Below are 17,006 nucleotides of genomic sequence, written 5' to 3' on the forward strand. Positions count from 1 at the left end.
TCGAAAATCGCTCACCTCAGGCGCCTGGTCGCGATCATGACCAGCGTCGTGGGGGTGGCCGTCCTGCTGCTGACCCATATGCAGGTCGAGTGGGACAAGCGCGAAGCGCTGAGGCAACGCGTCGACGACATGCAGAACCTGTCGACCGCCCTCACCCGTCAGGCGGAGTCGACGATCCGCGATGCCCACACGGTGCTGATCGGCATTCAGCGCAAGCTCGAGGTTTCCGGCTACAGCGCCGACAACCTGCGCGAGGTGCTGGAGGTATCACGGGCACAGCTGGGCGTGCTGCGCGATGTCGAGGGCTTCACCGTGGTCGGCACGGACGGCCGTGCGCTGGTCACCACCATCGCCGACTCGAGCCCGACCTATAACGCCACCGACCGGGATTATTTCGTCTTTCACCGCCGCGACGGCAACCATGGCCTGTTCATCGGTGCGCCCATCCAGAGTCGCATGACCGGTGAATGGGTGATTTCGCTGTCACTGCGCCTCAGCGATGCCGATGGCGGGTTTCGCGGGGTGTTGCTGGCGACGCTGCTGATCCGGCACTTCGTCGACCTCTACCAGACCATCGACCTCGGTAGCGAGGGCATCATCGGCCTGGTCAACCGGGACGGCACCATCCTTGCCCGGTCACTGATGACGCCCAAGAGCTTCGCGCTCAACGTATCGAAAAGCCCGGTACTGCGCATGCTCAACGACGATGGCGTGACACGTGGCACCATCGTGCTGAAGGCGATGACCGACGGCGTGAGGCGTATCTACGGATTCGACTCCAGCGCCGAGTATCCGATTCTGGTGGCGGCGGCGGTGTCCGAACAACAGGCGATGCAGGCCTGGAAGAAGCGGGCACGGCAAAGCTGGGCGTTGAGCGGCATCGTGCTGCTGTTGTTCGTGTCCCTGGCCTGGATGATCTGGCGCGCGCTGCTGCGCCAGGGGCAGATGGAGGCCAGCCTGAAAGGCATGCACCGTGATCTCGCGGAGGCCAACCATGCACTGGCGATCATCGCCGGCGAGGATGCCCTCACCGGCCTCGCCACACGCCGTCGCCTGGACGAAGCCCTGCAGGCCGCCTTCAGCGCCGCGCTGGCCCAGGGCCAGCCGCTGTCCTTCGTGCTGGTCGATGTAGACTACTTCAAACGCTTCAACGACCAGTACGGCCACCCGGCCGGCGACGAGGCGCTCAAGCAGGTGGCGGCAGTGATCAAGCGTCACGCCAAGCGCAGTGCGGATATCACGGCACGCTACGGCGGCGAGGAAATGGCGCTGATCCTGCCCGGCGCGCACAGCACCCCGGCGCTGACCGTAGCCGAGCGGATTCGCGCGGATGTCGAGGCCTTGGCGATCGTCAACCAAGGCTCACCCTACGGCAACCTGACCCTGAGCATCGGCGTCGCGTCCTGCGAGCCAGGGCGGGATATGCCGACGGCGGCCGCGCTGGTCGCGGCCGCCGATGTGGCCCTGTACGCCGCCAAGGGGGCAGGCCGCAACCGGGTGATGCTCGGCGACAACGCCAGGTGATCCGGGCGCCGGACTGGCATGCCGAGCGGCGTCACGGCGGTACCCAGCTTTTTGCTGGCCAACGACGACAAAAACGCTAATTTCGCTATTCCCCGGCACTGAACACAATGGGCCTCGAGGCACGAGCGGCTTGCGCACTTGCCCGCGCCCGGCCTTGGCCGAAAGGCAGCGGGCCTTTTTCAGAGGGACATAGCGATGACTGTCGATAAAATCGAAACCGATACCCTGGTGGTTGGCGCGGGCCAGGCCGGGGTGGCGATGAGCGAGCACCTGAGCAAGCTGGGCGTGCCGCACCTGGTGCTGGAGCGCGAGCGCATCGCCGAACGCTGGCGCACCATGCGCTGGGATTCGCTGGTGGCCAACGGGCCGGCCTGGCATGACCGCTTTCCCGGCCTGGAATTCGACATCGACGACGACGCCTTTCCCCACAAGGAGCAGGTGGCCGCCTACTTCGAAGCCTATGCGCGCACCTTCGACGCGCCGATTCGTACCGGCGTGGACGTGAAGCAGGTCCGCCGCAATGCCAATCGCCCCGGCTTCACCATCGAAACCTCACAGGGGGTGATCGAGGCCAACCGGGTGGTTGCTGCCACCGGGCCGTTCCAGCGCCCGGTGATCCCGGCCATCGCGCCGGAGGATGCGCGCCTGACGCAGCTGCATTCCGCCGACTACCGCAACCCCCAGCAGTTGCCGGCCGGCGCGGTGCTGGTGGTGGGCGCTGGCTCCTCGGGCACGCAGATCGCCGATGAGCTGCTGCAGGCCGGCCGCCAGGTGTACCTGTCAGTGGGCGCTCACGACCGACCGCCACGCAGCTACCGCAACCGCGACTTCTGCTGGTGGCTGGGCGTGCTCGGCGAGTGGGACGCGGAGATCGCCAAGCCCGGCCGTGAGCACGTGACCATCGCCGTCAGCGGAGCCGCTGGCGGCAAGACCATCGATTTCCGCCGCCTGGCCCATGCAGGCATGACGCTGGTCGGCCTGACCCGATCCTTCGACGACGGCGTGGTGCGCTTCGCCGATGACCTGGTCGACAACATCCGCCGGGGCGACGAGAACTACCTGGCGCTGCTCGATGCCGCGGACGCCTACATCGCCCGCAACGGCCTCGACCTGCCGGAAGAACCGCAGGCGCGGCAACTGCCTGCCGACCCGGCGTGCATGCGCGAACCGCTGCGCGAGCTGGACCTGATCGCGGCCGGGGTCACCTCGATCATCTGGGCAACCGGTTTCGCCACCGACTTCAGCTGGCTGGAGGTCGATACCTTCGACGCCAACGGCAAGCCGCAGCACCAGCGCGGCGTATCCCGCGAGCCGGGCATCTATTTCCTCGGCCTGCCGTGGCTGTCGCGCCGGGGCTCATCGTTCATCTGGGGCGTGTGGCACGACGCCAAGCACGTCGCCGATCATATCGCCACGCAACGCAAGTACAGCGCCTATCGCGATGCCGCGCAGCGCCAGGCAGACGCACCCATCCCCCGCCTGCAGGGAGTCAACTGATGCCCACTCATACCCGTATCCGCATGTTCAACACCAAGGACACCTACCCCAACCAGTCTCTGGACAACGACCTCTGCCAGGCCGTGCGCGCCGGCAACACGGTGTACGTGCGCGGCCAGGTCGGCACCGACTTCGACGGCAACCTGGTCGGCCTTGGCGACCCGCAGGCGCAGACCGAACAGGCGATGAAGAACCTCAAGCAACTGCTGGAAGAAGCCGGCAGCGACCTCTCGCACATCGTCAAGACCACCACTTACCTGATCGACCCGCGCTACCGTGAACCGGTGTACAAGGAAGTCGGCAAATGGCTGAAGGGCGTGTTCCCCATCTCCACCGGCCTGGTGGTGTCGGCCCTCGGCCAGCCGCAGTGGTTGATGGAGATCGACGCGATCGCCGTGATCCCGGACGATTGGCCAATCGAATGAGGAGGCAGGCATGACCTTTTCCATCGTCGGGCGCTGCCCGGAAAGCGGCCAACTGGGCATCGCCATCAGCTCGTCGAGCATCGCCGTCGGCGCCCGCTGCCCCTGGCTGCGTGCTGGCGTCGGCGCTGTGGCCACCCAGAACGTCACCCTGCCCGCCCTCGGCCCGCAGATTCTCGACCTGCTGGAGCAGCAGACGCTGGAACCGGCCGATGCATTGCAGCGCGCCCTGAGCGCCAATGGCTGGAGCCAGTATCGCCAGGTCACGGTGATCGACAGCCACGGCCGCACCGCGCTGTTCAGCGGCAAGGAGGCGCTGGGGCTGTACAACGCGGTGGCCGGCGAGCAGTGCGTGGCAGCGGGTAATCTGCTGACGAGCGAAGCGGTGATCCAGGCCATGGTCGAGGCCTTCGAAAGCGCCAGCGGACAACTGGCCGACCGCCTGCTCGCCGCCATGCACGCGGCGATGGCCGCCGGTGGCGAAGCCGGCCCGGTGCACTCGGCCGCGCTCAAGGTGGTCGGCGACCTGGTCTGGCCGATCATCGACCTGCGGGTCGACTGGGCGGACGATGACCCCATCGGCCAGTTGGATGGCTTGTGGCAGGCCTACCGGCCGCAGATGCAGGATTACCTGACCCGCGCCCTCGACCCTACGGCCGCGCCAAGCTATGGAGTACCGGGCGATGAATGAGCCCGGCAGCCGCGCCCTGCTCGAGCGGCTGATCGGCTTTGCCACGGTCAGCCGTGACTCCAACCTGCAGTTGATCGCTTTCATCCGCGATTACCTGGCGGGGTTCGGCGTCGACAGCGAGCTGTTCCACAATGCCGAAGGCACCAAGGCCAACCTGTTCGCCACCATCGGCCCGCGGGATCGCGGCGGCGTGGTGCTGTCCGGCCACACCGATGTGGTGCCGGTGGATGGCCAGGCCTGGACCCTCGACCCGTTCCAGCTGACGGAGCGGGACGGGCGTCTGTACGGCCGCGGTGCGGCGGACATGAAAGGCTTCATCGCCTGCGTGCTGGCCGCGGTACCGGATTTTCTGCAACGCCCGCTGCAGGTGCCGGTGCACCTGGCGTTTTCCTATGACGAGGAAGTCGGCTGCCTCGGCGTGCGCTCCATGCTCGCCGAGCTGGAAAAACGCCCGCACAAACCGACCCTGTGCCTGATCGGCGAACCCACCGAACTCAAGCCCGTGCTCGGCCACAAGGGCAAGCTGGCGATGCGCTGCGACGTGCATGGCGCCGCCTGCCATTCGGCGTACGCGCCCCACGGCGTGAACGCCATCGAATACGCGGCGCGGCTGATCGGCCACCTGGGAGACATCGGCGCACGCCTGGCCCAGCCCGAGCACCATGATGCGCGCTTCGACCCGCCCTTCTCCACCGTGCAGACCGGCCTGATCGAGGGCGGCCGCGCGCTGAACATCGTGCCGGCGCAATGCCGGTTCGATTTCGAGGTGCGCACGTTGCCGGGTTTCGATGCGCAGAGCGTGGCGGATGAATTGCAGAATTACGCCACCGAGCAATTGCTGCCGAAGATGCAGGCGGTGGACGCCGAAAGCGACATCCGCCTGCAAGCCTTGAGCGCCTACCCCGGCCTCGCCACAGCACCCGACAGCGAGGCCGCGCGCCTGCTGGCGAGGCTCTGCGGGTCGAGCGACTTCGGCACCGTGGCCTTTGGCACCGAAGGCGGCCTGTTCGACGGCGCCGGCATCCCCACCGTGGTCTGCGGCCCCGGCAGCATGGCGCAGGGCCACAAGCCCGACGAGTTCGTCGCCATCGAGCAGTTACAGGGCTGTGATGAGCTGCTCCAGCGGCTAGCGGATTACCTGTGCGATCCGAGCTGAACGCCAACCGTAGCCTGGGTTGAGCAGCGCGATACCCAGGGCATTTTCCCGGCTGTCGCTACGCTCGACCCGGGCTACCTTCAATGGCTGAACAGTCGCGCGCCTCAGCTGCGGTACAGCTTGAGGCTCTCCACCCGCGCGCGGTATGCGCCGAGACGTTCCTTGAGCTGATCCTTGCGGGCACTGGCGACGCAATGCAGCAGCACGTTCAGTGCGCTGGTCAGGCCGCCGGTGGATTCGAGGATCAGTCCGGTCTTGGTCTTCATGGTGACGATGTGCGGCGTGTCGATGTGGCGGGCGATGCCATATTCGTCGGTGAACACCACCAGGTCGGTGTTCTGCTGCAGGCAGTTGCTGGCGAAAGCAATGCCAGCGTCGGCATAAGGCGCGATGTCGATGAGGATCACGCAGCAGCGCTGGTTGTGGCTGTCCAGCCACTGGCCCAGCACGCCGCTGTAGAGGTCGAGGAATTCCACCCCGGAGCGCACCAGGGCCAGGCGGTTGGCGAAATCCTCGGCCAGCCCGCGAATGGTCTGGAAACCGCAGACGAAGACCCGCTCGGCATCCCCCACGCGCGCCACGATATCGCGCCAGCGTTGGCTGCCGAGCAATTCGGCGAAGGCGCGCAGGGCTTCGATTTCCTGGTTGAGATGGGCCACCAGGTCTTCCGGCTGCTCGACCCGCTCGATCAGCGCCGGGTTGAGCAGCGACTGCACGCGTACCTCGTCGCGCAGTTCGTCCTTCAGGCTTTTCAGGCCCTTGTAACCGAGCCGGCGCAGGAAGCGGCTGACGGTGTTGGGGCTGACGCCGCTCTTGGCGGCCAGGCTGGCGCCGTTCTCGAACGCCAGGGTCTCCAGATTGGCCTGTACGTAGGCCCACAGGGTGCGCTCGGCCGGCGTCAGCTTGCCTTCCAGGTGTTCCATCTTGCCATCGAGCATGTTCGTTTCTCTTTCATGCCAAATCGTTCTGACATTTAAATGTCAGGATGTTGATCTTTGGAATAAATATATTCTACCCTGCAACCGTAATGCAAAGAGCTGCCGACTGGCCATTACCCGGGCGAAGAAAGCCGATAGAAGCCTTTCCGCCCCGCAGTCGACGCTCGCGCTTCCTGCCGCAATAAGCAAATGTCGCGCCCTGCGCGGCCATAACAGTGGAGAACAGGAACATGCTCACATCGCGTCATATCGCCCTGTGCGTCGCTCTTGGCAGCAGCCTCGTCACGGGCGCCGGCCATGCCACCGAAGCACTGCGCCTGTACAACTGGGGCGACTATATCAACCCCGAGGTACTGACCCGTTTCACCGCCGAGACCGGCATCACCGTGTCGCTCGACACCTACGGCAGCAACGAAGAGATGCTGGCCAAGCTGCAGGCCGGCGCCCGCGGCTACGACATCGTCTTCCCGTCGGTACACATGCACGACACCCTGTCCGCCCTGGGCCTGCTGGAGAAAACCGACATCAATCAGGATGCCGCCTTCGCCAACATCGATCCGGCCTTCCTGCGCGCCAAATCCGACCCCAAGGGCGAATACTGCATGCCCTATGCCTGGGGCACGGTAGGCATCCTCTACAACAAGAACAAGGTGTCCAAGCCAATCGAGAGCTGGGATGACTTCTTCGCCGAGGCCAAGGCCGGCAACAAGGTGATCATGCTCGACGACATGCGCGAGACCCTCGGCGTCGGCCTCATCAAGGACGGCAAGTCGGTCAACAGCACCGACCCGGCCGAACTCAAGCGGGCCGCCGACTGGCTGATCGAGCGCAAGTCGCTGATCTCCGCCTTCACCTACGACAGCGTGCCCATGGTGCAGTCCGGCGATGCCGCCGCCTCGCACTACTTCGTCGGCGCCATGATGTACGTGAAACAGGATCCGCAGAACCTCGCCTATGTCATCCCCAGGGAAGGCGCGACGATGTACCAGGAGGACATGTGCGTACTCAAGAGCGCGCCGAACAAGGCCAACGCCAAGCGCTTCATGAGCTTCGTCCTCCGCCCCGAGATCGCCGCGCTGAACACCGCACAGCAGATGAATGGCACGCCCAACAAGGAAGCGCTGAAGCTGCTGCCGGCCGAGCTGCGTGACAACCCGCAGATCAACCCGCCGGCCGAGGCGATGGCCAAGCTGCAGATCTTCGAGGATCTCGGCAAGGGCCTGAGGCAGTACGACCGGGTGTGGACGCGCGTACGTACCGCCAACTGAGGCTGATCGCGAGCAGAGCGTAACCCGGGTCGAGCGCAGCGATACCCGGGACTGCGTGCGATGGGTATCGCTGCGCTCGACCCATCCTACGGGTGTGCTTTGGCCGCAATCGCTGCAACCTTCTGTGGAGTCATCCATGACCGCTTTCACCCAAACCGCGCCGGTGGTCGAGATCCGGGGTGCAGTCAAGCACTACCGTGCCCCCGAAGGGCATCTGGTGCGTGCCCTCGACGGCCTCGACCTGACCGTCGGCGCCAACGAGTTCGTCACCCTGCTGGGGCCGTCCGGTTGCGGCAAGACCACGCTGCTGCGCAGCATCAGCGGCTTCGAGCGACTGGACGACGGCGAGCTGCTGATCCAGGGCCAGTCGATGAACCTGGTGCCGCCGCATCGTCGCCCGGTGCACACGGTGTTCCAGAGCTATGCGCTGTTCCCGCACATGAGCATCGGCGACAACGTCGGCTATGCACTGGACGTGGGTGGCGTGGACAAGGCCGAGAAACGCCAGCGCGTCGGCGCAGCACTGGAGCTGGTCGGCCTGGCCGGCATGCAGCGTCGCAAGCCCGGCCAGCTCTCCGGCGGCCAGCAGCAGCGCGTGGCGCTGGCCCGCGCCATCGTCGACCGCCCGGCCCTGCTGCTGCTCGACGAACCGCTGTCAGCGCTCGACCGCCAACTGCGCCAGGCCATGCAGCGCGAACTGAAGACCCTGCAGCACGAACTGGGCATCGCCTTCGTCTTCGTCACCCACGACCAGGAAGAAGCGCTTACCATGAGCGACCGCATCGTCGTGCTCGATGGCGGCCACATCCAGCAGATCGGCGCTCCGGCGCAGATCTACCACCACCCGGCCAACGCCTTCGTCGCCGGTTTCATCGGCGAGAGCAACCTGTTCGACGTGCACGTCGGCTCGGTCAACGACGGCATCGCCTACCTGCTCGACAGCCAGGGCGACCTGCTACAGACGCGCCACCCCGACCTGCGCCTCGGCCAGTATGCCCAGCTCATGCTGCGCCCCGAGCAATTCCACCTGCAGTGCCCCGGCGAGGGTTTCGCCGCGCTGCAAGGGCACTTGGAGCAGTTGCTGTTCATCGGCAAGGATTTCGAGCTGCTGCTGCGCACGCCACACGGGCGACGGGTCAAGGCAGTGCTGCGTGACGCTGCGCAACAGGGCCTGCAACGCCTGCGTGCGGGCGACAGCGTGCAGCTCTGGTATGGCCTGGAGGCCGCGCACCTGATCCCCGGAGGTGCCTGATGCGGATGCGCGAACGCCTGCGCCTGGTCGGCCTGCTGACCCCGGCGACACTGATCATCGGCCTGTTCTTCCTCGCCCCACTGGCCATCATGGCGGTGTACAGCCTGCTCGAGCCAGGACTCTACGGCGGCGTCGAGTGGAGTTTCTACCCGGACAACTTCGGCCGCGTGCTGGGCTGGGCCGATGGCACCAATGAGGACTTCGATCCGGTCTATCTGGAAATCATCCTGCGCTCGTTCAAGCTGGCAGGGCTGACCGTGCTGGCGACCCTGGCGCTGTGCTACCCGGCGGCCTTCTGGGTGGCACGGCAGCCGGAGCGGATGCGCACCTTCTGCCTGTTTCTGATCACCCTGCCGTTCTTCACCAGCCTGATCGTGCGCCTCTACGCCTGGCTGCTGATCCTGCGCCCCAGCGGCTTCATCAACACCACGCTGCTGGCGCTGGGCATCCACAATCCGGTGGAGCTGATCTATACCGAGACGGCGGTCCTGATCGGCATGACCTACATCTTCATCCCGTTCATGTTCATGCCCGTCTACGCCAGCGTCGAGAAACTCGACAAACGCCTGCTGGAAGCCTCGGCCGACCTCGGCGCGAGCCGCTGGCAGAGCTTCTGGAGGGTGATCTTCCCGCTCACCCTGCCGGGCATCGCCGCTGGCTCGATCATCGTCTTCATCCCCAGTCTGGGCAACTTCATCGTGCCGTCGCTGCTCGGCGGCGCACGCGTGCTGATGATCGGCAGCCTGGTCGAGCAGCAGTTCCTGGCCGCGCGCAACTGGCCGTTCGGCGCCGCCCTGGCAATGCTGCTGATGGCCGCCGTGCTGGCGTGCCTGGTGATCTACGTGCTGGTCCAGGGGCGTAACGGTACGCAGGAGGCCGGTCGATGAACGCATTGCTGGCACGCCTCGGGCGCCGCCTGCTGGGTGGCTACAGCCTGGCCTTCTTCGTCTTCCTGTACCTGCCGATAGGCCTGATCGTCGCTTACTCGTTCAACAGCAACCCGATCAACATGATGATCTGGGACGGTTTCAGCCTGGACTGGTATCGCTCCTTGTTCGGCCTGTCCACCCGCCTCAGCGAAAACGCCCTGTACGTCGAATCCACCGACCAGTTGCTGGCCGCGCTGCGCACCAGCCTGGTGGTGGCCTTGACCACCACGGCGATCTCCACGGTGATCGGTACGCTGACCGCGCTGGCCATGGCGCGCTATCGCTTCCGTCTGCAGACGTTCTACCGGGTGCTGCTGTTCATGCCGATGCTGATGCCCGACATCGTGCTCGGCATCGCCCTGCTGATCTTCTTCGTCGGCGTCGGCCTGCCGCTGGGCAAGGTGTCGATCATCATCGGCCACTGCACCTTCCTGATCAGCTACGTGTTCCTTATCGTCAGTGCGCGCCTGGCCGGTATGGACACGCGCCTGGAAGAGGCCTCGGCCGATCTCGGCGCCTCGCCCTGGACCACCTTGCGCCGCGTGACCCTGCCGCAGATCCTGCCCGGCGTGGTCGGCGGTGCACTGCTGGCCTTCATCATTTCGATGGACGATCTGGTGATCACCTACTTTATCGCCGGGGTCGACTCCACCACGCTGCCGGTCTTCATCTACGGCATGATCCGCCGCGGCATCAAGCCCGAGATCAACGCCATCGCCACCCTGCTGCTGATCGCCTCGTTGCTGATCGCGGCCCTCGGCCTGTACCTGCGCAACCGCAAGCCCGCCACTTCCCAGGATGACTCCCATGGCTAAACCTCGCGCTCGCGAACTCGGCCTGCCGCTGCCCGGCACCCCCGGCCCCTACAACACCATCACTGACGTGCCCGGCGTATTGGTCGGCTACCGCACCCTCAATGCTGTGGCCGACAACGGCCGGCGCGTCCAGACCGGGGTCACCGCCATTCTGCCGCGCGGCCGCGAAGCCCAGCCGCAGCCGGTATGGGCGGGCTTCCATGCGCTCAACGGCAATGGCGAGATGACCGGGACCCACTGGATCGAGCACGGTGGCTACTTCGTCGGCCCCCTGTGCATCACCAACTCGCACAGTGTCGGCATCGTCCATCACGCCGCCACGCGCTGGACGATCCAGCAGTACGCCGAGGCCTGGCAGCGCGAGCACCTGTGGGCCATGCCGGTGGTGGCCGAGACCTACGACGGGGTGATCAACGACATCAACGGCCAGCACGTCAGCGAGGCCGATGCCCTGGCCGCGCTGGATACGGCAAAGGGCGGGGCCATCGCCGAAGGCAACGTCGGCGGCGGCAACGGCATGATCTGCTATGGCTACAAGGGCGGCACCGGCAGCGCCTCGCGCCGGGTCGAGATCGACGGCCAGGCCTACACCCTCGGCGCCCTGGTGCAGGCCAACCATGGCCAGCGCGCCTGGCTCAAGGTCTGCGGGGTGCCGGTGGGCGAGCGCCTGGCGGATGACCTGCCGGCCGGGCTGGAGCGCGAGCGTGGCTCGATCATCGTCATCCTTGCCACCGACGCGCCGCTGCTGCCACACCAGCTGGAGCGCCTGGCCCAGCGCGCCGGCCTCGGCATCGCATTGGCCGGCACGCCGGGCGGCAACAACTCCGGCGATATATTCCTGGCGTTCAGCGTGGCCAATCCGCGGCCGTTGCCGCAGGTCGCGCAAACGCGGCTGAACCTCGACTACCTCAACGACGAATGCTTCGACGCTCTGTATCTTGCCGTCGTGCAGGCCACCGACGAGGCGGTGCTCAACGCCATGCTCGCCGCCGAGGACTCGCCGATGCAGAAACCCGAGGGTATCTGCCGCGCCATCGACGGCCAGCGCCTGCGCGAGCTGGTACTCGCCAGTCGTCGGGCTTAGGCATGCGCTGTCGGCGGACCGCCTGGCGAGCCGCCCTGTAGGTCCAAGCCGGTTCCCGGTTCGGCAAGGCGCCCAGCGCCGGCCCTGCTCTACAGATGAGCCAGTTTTGCCTTGCAGAAATCCACGAACAGCTGCGCCGGCTTGGTGAGCTGCCCACGCTTGAGGCGCGCCGCCACCAGCCCGGAGGTGGCCACGGGTTCGGCGATGTCCAGGGTCACCACACGCTTGCCGTCGTAGGTGCATTCCGAGTGCGGGCGGGTAACCAGCAGGGAGAAGCCGAAGCCCTGGCCGACCATGCCGCGCACCATCTCGATGGACGGCGAGCTGAAGACGATATTGGGGGTCAGCCCCAACTCGTGGAACAGGCTGACGAAATAGGTACGGCTGGGCTGCACGTCGAGCAGGATCATCGGCTCCAGGCACAGGTCGCGCAGCGACACCTGGGCCTGGCCGGCGAAACGGTGCTGCTCGGGGAGCAGCACGTAGGGCTTCTGTGGCGGCATCAGCGGCTCGGTGGCGATGGTGCCATCCAGGTCATGTTCGTAGAGAAACGCCAGGTCGAAGGAGCCGGCGGTGAGACCCTGCACCAGTTCCTGCTGCTCGCCATCGCGAATGCGGATGTCCACCCCCGGATAGCGCTCGCGAAAGCCGGCGATCAGTTGCGGCAGGTAGAGCGGCGCCACGGTCTCGAAGCAGCCGATATCGATCTGCCCGGCAACGATGTCGTTGTCGGCCAGGGCGTTCTGCTCGAACTCCCGCGCCATGCGCAGCAGTTGCTGGGCCTTCTCGTAGAAGCGCGCGCCGCTGGGCGTCAGCGACACGCCCTGGGCGTGGTGGCGGATGAACAGCTGCACGCCAAAGCTCTCCTCCAGCCCCTTGATGGCCGTGGAGATGGACGGCTGGGCGATGTACAGCTGGCGCGAAGCCTCGGCCACGCTGCCGGCTTCCACCGTGGTGACGAAATACTTGAGTTGCCTGAGGGTATAGGAAGCCACGTGCCGGTCTCACTGCGATTACTGCCTGCACCTTACTCCAGGAAGGCGTCGCGGCGGGGGCCTGCCTTGCAAAGGTTTTTCATAAGTCCCGAGCATATTTTTACTAATTTTCCTTCTCGCCGGACTGACGCACCATGGCCTTCACTCGACCGACAGTGCCCGCCCCACCTCGGCAAGAACAACGGGCGGCACAACGACCATGATCCTGCTGACGCGTGGCACAACGCGCAGCCTCGCCGTTTCGGCCCTACTGCCTCTGTTCTGAATACAACGAAAAAACAGCGAGGGAGTTTCCATGTTCAAGCACCTGCGTCCATCCGTCCACGCCGCCATCGGCCTGTCCCTGCTGGCAGGCGCCAGCACATCGGCGCTGGCCGCCGACAGCCTCACGGTGATTTCCTTCGGCGGCGCCACCAAGGTGGCGCAGACCGCCGCCTACTTCAAACCCTTCGAGCAGAGCGGCGCCGCCCGGGTGATCGCTGGCGAGTACAACGGCGAGCTGTCCAAGGTCAAAGCCATGGTCGATGTCGGCCAGGTGAGCTGGGACGTGGTCGAGGTGGAAAGCCCGGAGCTGCAACGCGGCTGTGAAGAAGGCCTGTTCGAGCGCATCGACCCGGCCATTCTCGGCGACGCCAACCAGTACATCCCCGGCACCGTCAGCGAATGCGGCGTGGCCACCTACGTGTGGTCGATGGTGATGGCCTACAACGGCGACAAACTGAAAAGCGCGCCAACTTCCTGGGCCGACTTCTGGGACCTGCAGAAATTCCCCGGCAAGCGTGGCCTGCGCAAGAGCGCCAAGTACACCCTCGAAGCCGCCCTGCTGGCCGACGGCGTGAGTCGCGAAGAGCTGTACAAGGTGCTGGGCACGCCGCAAGGCGTCGACCGCGCCTTCAAGAAGCTGGACGCCATCAAGGGTTCGATCCAGTGGTGGGAAGCCGGCGCCCAGCCGCCGCAGTGGCTGCTGGCCGGTGACGTGACCCTGTCCGCGGCCTATAACGGGCGCATCGGCGTGGCCCAGAAGGAAGGCGCCAACCTGAAGATCTCCTGGAACGGCAGCCTGTACGACCCCGAGCACTGGGCCATCGTCAAGGGCAGCCCGAACAAGGCCCTGGCCGAACGCTTCATCCAGTTCGCCAGCCAGGCCGACACCCAGAAGGCGTTCTCCAGCCAGATCCCCTATGGCCCGGTACACAAGCAGACGCTGCCGCAACTGCCCGCCGAGGTGCAGGCGCAACTGCCGACCGCCGCGGCCAACATGGCCGGTGCGCAACTGGTGAACGCCGAGTTCTGGATCGACCACGGCGAGGAGCTGGAAGAACGTTTCAACGCCTGGGCGGCGCGCTGAGCGCCAGCCGTACGGAGCGCGGCAAACGGCAAGGGGCCTTGCGGCCCCTTCTTCATGTTCGGCTCAGTCGGCCTGCACGGTGACCTGATGCTGCTCGCCCAGGCCGGCGATGCCCAACCTGATCGTCTGCCCGGCACGCAGGAACAGCGGATTCGGCTTGATGCCCAGGCCGACGCCCGGCGGCGTGCCGGTGGAGATCACATCGCCCGGCTGCAGGCTCATGCAGCGGCTCAGGTAGGCGATCAACTGCGGCACGTTGAAGATCAGCGTGCGGGTACTGCCCTGCTGGTAACGGTGCCCGTCGACCTCCAGCCACATGTCCAGCCCGTGGGGATCGTCGATCTCGTCACGGGTCACCAGCCAGGGGCCCAGCGGGCCGAAGGTGTCGAAGCCCTTGCCTTTGTCCCAGCTGCCGCCGCGTTCGAGCTGCCACTCACGCTCGGACACGTCGTTGATCACGCAGTAGCCGGCGACGTGCTCCATGGCATTGGCTTCCTCGATATAGCGCCCGCCCTTGCCGATCACCACGCCCAGCTCCACTTCCCAGTCGGTCTTGGTCGAGCCGCGAGGAATCTCGATGGCGTCGTTGGGGCCGCAGATGGCGCTGGTCCACTTGTTGAAAATGATCGGCTCTTTGGGCACCTCCATCCCCGACTCGGCGGCGTGGTCGGCGTAGTTGAGGCCAATGCACACGAACTTGCCGACCTGGCCGACGCAGGCGCCGATGCGCGGATTGCCGGAGACCACCGGCAGGCTGGCCGGGTCGAGCTGCGCCAGCGCGGCCAGGCCGGCAGGCGTCAGCACGTCGCCGGCAATATCGGCCACATGCCCGGAAAGGTCACGAATCTGGTTGTCGGCGTCCAGCAGGCCAGGCTTCTCTGCGCCCTTGGCGCCGTAACGTAGCAGTTTCATGTTGGGTCCTTGTTCAGGTTCAAGACGTGGATCAGATACTCATGCCGCCATCGACCACATGCAGCGCGCCGGTGGTATAGGAAGATGCCTCGGAGCCGAGGTACAGCACCAGCCGGGCAATTTCCTCGGCATTGCCGATCCGCCCCATGGGCTGGCGGGCGAGGAACTGCTGGTACACCTGTTCCTCGGCCACGCCCTGCAGCGCCGCCTGCTCGGCGATACGCGCACGCAGCGACGGCGAGTCCACGGTGCCCGGGCAGATGGCGTTGCAGCGAATGCCCTGGCCGATATAGTCGGCCGCCACCGCCTTGGTGAGGCCGACGACCGCCGCCTTGCTGGCGGTGTAGGCGAAGCGGTTGGGCACGCCCTTGATGCTCGATACCACCGAGGCCATGTTGATGATCGAACCGCCGCCGCGGGCCAGCATGCCCGGCAGCGTAACGCGAATCATCCGGTACATGGCCGTGACGTTGATCTGCAGCGAGCGCTCCCAGGCGGCCTCGTCGCACTCCAGAATGCTGCCGGCGTGCACGTAGCCCGCGCAGTTGAACAGCACGTCCAGCGCGCCGACCTGCTCATTCAGCGCGCCGATGGCCTCGGCCGAGGTGACGTCCAGGTGCAAGGCCGTCAGGCCCGGCACACCCTGCAGCGCGCCGATGTCGATATCGCTGGCGATCACCTCGGCGCCAGCGGCGGCGAAGGCCCGTGCGCTGGCCAGGCCGATGCCCTGGCCGGCAGCGGTGATCAGCACGCGCTTGCCATGTAGCTCGATCATGCTTTCTCCAGGGTCAGGCTGATGGGGGTGGCGACCGCAGGGCGGGTGGGCGTGCCGAGCATGCTGCGCGGGATGGCCATGATCAGCCCGCCGCTGGCGAACAGGCAGGCGGCCAGCACGTAGGTGCCGTTGTTGATGTCGCCGGTCAAGGTTTCCGCCACGGCGGTGATCATCGAGCCGGTGAAGCCGGACAGGTTGCCGAACGAGTTGATCATGCCGATGCCGGCGGCCGCGGCGATGCCCGAAAGCACCGTGCCCGGCAGCGTCCAGTAGATCGGCATGAGGCTGAGGATGCCGGAGGCGGCCACGCTGAGGAACAGCACCGACAGCACGATGTCGTGGGCGAAGTAGGCACTGAGCATCAGCCCGACACCGCCGATGAAGGCTGGAATGGCGGCATGCAGGCGGCGCTCGCCGGTGCGGTTGGAGTGCCGGGCGTTGAGCAGCATCGCCACCGCGGCCACGCCGTAGGGAATGGCGGTCAGCAGGCCGATGTGCAGGCTGCTGGTGATGCCAGCGCCCTTGATGATCGACGGCATCCAGAACGCCAGCCCGTAGAAGCCGGTGTTGAAGGTCAGCAGGATGAGCACCAGCAGCCACACGCGCGGATTGAAGAACACCTCGCTCAGGCGCGACGCCTTGCCGGCATTGTCGTGCTGCAGGTTGGCCTTGAGCAGCGCCTTCTCCGCCGCGGACAGCCACTTGGCCTTGTCGATGTTGTCGCACAGGCAGACCACGATCACCACGGCCATGATGATCGAGGGCAGGCCTTCGATCAGCAGCATCCATTGCCAGCCGGACAGCCCGTGCACGCCCTGCATCGCCGTCATCAGCCAGCCGGAAAGCATGCCGCCAAGCACCAGGCTGATCGGCAGTGCCAGCAGGAAGCCGGACATCACGCGGCTCTGCCGGTGGGTCGGGAACCAGTAGTTGAGGTAGAGGATCACCCCCGGGAAGAAGCCGGCCTCGCAGATACCGAGCAGGAAACGCAGGATGTAGAACATGGTGCTCGACTGGACGCCGAAGAACTGCGCCAGCGGCACGGTGAAGGCCACGGCCATCGACACCAGCGCCCAGGTCAGCATGATGCGGGCGATCCAGAAGCGCGCACCGAGGCGATGCAGCAACAGGTTGCTCGGCACCTCGAACAGGAAGTAGCCCCAGAAGAACATGCTGGCGCCCAGGGCGTAGACGGTGTTGCTGAATTGCAGATCCTCGAGCATATCCAGCTTGGCGAAGCCGATATTGACCCGGTCGAGGTAGGCCGCCATGTAGCACAGCAGCAGGATGGGCAGGATACGCAGGATGACCTTGCGGTAGGTGCGGTCCTCGAAGGCGCTGTCGTGGTCGCGTGCAGGCGCGGCCGGATACTCGGTACGTGGTTGCATGGTGGTAACCCT

The 17,006-nt window shown here is 65.9% G+C and carries 16 protein-coding genes; 11 read left to right on the forward strand and 5 right to left on the reverse strand.

The genetic code is table 11. The annotated features are described in order from the left end of the window. Nucleotides 1-36 precede the first annotated feature (36 nt). From BLR94_RS12065 to argE, 5 genes are all read left to right on the forward strand, one after another. Complete coding sequence (locus BLR94_RS12065; RefSeq protein ID WP_084305003.1) at nt 37-1,524, forward strand: diguanylate cyclase; 1,488 nt, start codon at nt 37-39, stop codon at nt 1,522-1,524. A 195-nt stretch (nt 1,525-1,719) separates the two neighbouring features. Then, complete coding sequence (locus tag BLR94_RS12070; protein ID WP_084305005.1) at nt 1,720-3,021, forward strand: flavin-containing monooxygenase; 1,302 nt, start codon at nt 1,720-1,722, stop codon at nt 3,019-3,021. Then, nucleotides 3,021-3,446: a RidA family protein gene (locus BLR94_RS12075; protein WP_084305007.1), complete on the forward strand. Its 426-nt coding sequence runs from the start codon at nt 3,021-3,023 to the stop codon at nt 3,444-3,446. The genes BLR94_RS12070 and BLR94_RS12075 overlap by 1 nt, the downstream gene beginning before the upstream one ends. 10 nt (nt 3,447-3,456) lie before the next feature. Beyond that, the gene (locus BLR94_RS12080) at nt 3,457-4,134 is read left to right on the forward strand and encodes a DUF1028 domain-containing protein (RefSeq protein WP_084305009.1); all 678 of its coding nucleotides are present in this window, start codon (nt 3,457-3,459) and stop codon (nt 4,132-4,134) included. Beyond that, nucleotides 4,127-5,290, forward strand: coding sequence for an acetylornithine deacetylase (argE, locus tag BLR94_RS12085; protein ID WP_084305011.1), 1,164 nt, complete (start codon nt 4,127-4,129; stop codon nt 5,288-5,290). The genes BLR94_RS12080 and argE overlap by 8 nt, the downstream gene beginning before the upstream one ends. A gap of 104 nt (nt 5,291-5,394) precedes the next feature. Here the strand turns inward: argE and BLR94_RS12090 are convergent, their stop codons facing one another. Further along, nucleotides 5,395-6,228, reverse strand: a complete 834-nt coding sequence (locus BLR94_RS12090; protein WP_084305013.1) for a MurR/RpiR family transcriptional regulator — start codon at nt 6,226-6,228, stop codon at nt 5,395-5,397. Nucleotides 6,229-6,458: 230 nt separating this feature from the next. On the opposite strand from BLR94_RS12090, the gene BLR94_RS12095 reads away from it, so the two are divergent. The 5 genes from BLR94_RS12095 to BLR94_RS12115 all read left to right on the forward strand — a co-directional run bounded on the left by BLR94_RS12095 (nt 6,459) and on the right by BLR94_RS12115 (nt 11,576). Further along, nucleotides 6,459-7,496 carry a polyamine ABC transporter substrate-binding protein gene (locus BLR94_RS12095; protein WP_084305015.1) on the forward strand — a complete coding sequence of 346 codons (1,038 nt, stop codon included), beginning with the start codon at nt 6,459-6,461 and terminating at the stop codon, nt 7,494-7,496. Nucleotides 7,497-7,632: 136 nt separating this feature from the next. Further along, nucleotides 7,633-8,748: an ABC transporter ATP-binding protein gene (locus BLR94_RS12100; protein WP_084305017.1), complete on the forward strand. Its 1,116-nt coding sequence runs from the start codon at nt 7,633-7,635 to the stop codon at nt 8,746-8,748. Further along, a complete protein-coding gene (locus BLR94_RS12105) occupies nt 8,748-9,635 on the forward strand; it encodes an ABC transporter permease (protein ID WP_084305019.1) in 888 nt (295 codons plus the stop codon). Before BLR94_RS12100 ends, BLR94_RS12105 begins: the two co-directional genes overlap by 1 nt. Continuing rightward, complete coding sequence (locus BLR94_RS12110; protein WP_084305021.1) at nt 9,632-10,492, forward strand: ABC transporter permease; 861 nt, start codon at nt 9,632-9,634, stop codon at nt 10,490-10,492. Before BLR94_RS12105 ends, BLR94_RS12110 begins: the two co-directional genes overlap by 4 nt. Further along, the gene (locus BLR94_RS12115) at nt 10,485-11,576 is read left to right on the forward strand and encodes a DmpA family aminopeptidase (protein ID WP_084305023.1); all 1,092 of its coding nucleotides are present in this window, start codon (nt 10,485-10,487) and stop codon (nt 11,574-11,576) included. Before BLR94_RS12110 ends, BLR94_RS12115 begins: the two co-directional genes overlap by 8 nt. Nucleotides 11,577-11,665: 89 nt before the next feature. Here the strand turns inward: BLR94_RS12115 and BLR94_RS12120 are convergent, their stop codons facing one another. Then, nucleotides 11,666-12,571, reverse strand: coding sequence for a LysR family transcriptional regulator (locus tag BLR94_RS12120; RefSeq protein ID WP_084305025.1), 906 nt, complete (start codon nt 12,569-12,571; stop codon nt 11,666-11,668). A 295-nt stretch (nt 12,572-12,866) separates the two neighbouring features. Here BLR94_RS12120 and BLR94_RS12125 point away from each other — a divergent pair, with 295 nt between their 5' ends. After that, nucleotides 12,867-13,919: an ABC transporter substrate-binding protein gene (locus BLR94_RS12125; RefSeq protein WP_084305027.1), complete on the forward strand. Its 1,053-nt coding sequence runs from the start codon at nt 12,867-12,869 to the stop codon at nt 13,917-13,919. Nucleotides 13,920-13,982: 63 nt separating this feature from the next. On the opposite strand, the gene BLR94_RS12130 is transcribed toward BLR94_RS12125, so the two are convergent. The 3 genes from BLR94_RS12130 to BLR94_RS12140 are packed head-to-tail and all read right to left on the reverse strand — an operon-like array spanning nt 13,983 to nt 16,994. Then, the gene (locus tag BLR94_RS12130) at nt 13,983-14,831 is read right to left on the reverse strand and encodes an ureidoglycolate lyase (protein WP_084305029.1); all 849 of its coding nucleotides are present in this window, start codon (nt 14,829-14,831) and stop codon (nt 13,983-13,985) included. A gap of 31 nt (nt 14,832-14,862) precedes the next feature. Further along, on the reverse strand, nt 14,863-15,603 hold the full coding sequence (locus BLR94_RS12135) for an SDR family oxidoreductase (RefSeq protein ID WP_084305354.1): 741 nt from the start codon (nt 15,601-15,603) through the stop codon (nt 14,863-14,865). Further along, entirely contained in the window at nt 15,603-16,994 is a 1,392-nt protein-coding gene (locus tag BLR94_RS12140) for an MFS transporter (protein WP_084305031.1), read from the reverse strand. Before BLR94_RS12140 ends, BLR94_RS12135 begins: the two co-directional genes overlap by 1 nt. Nucleotides 16,995-17,006: the final 12 nt, after the last annotated feature.

It is taken from the genome of Phytopseudomonas flavescens (assembly GCF_900100535.1).
In the GTDB taxonomy this organism is placed as follows: domain Bacteria; phylum Pseudomonadota; class Gammaproteobacteria; order Pseudomonadales; family Pseudomonadaceae; genus Aquipseudomonas; species Aquipseudomonas flavescens.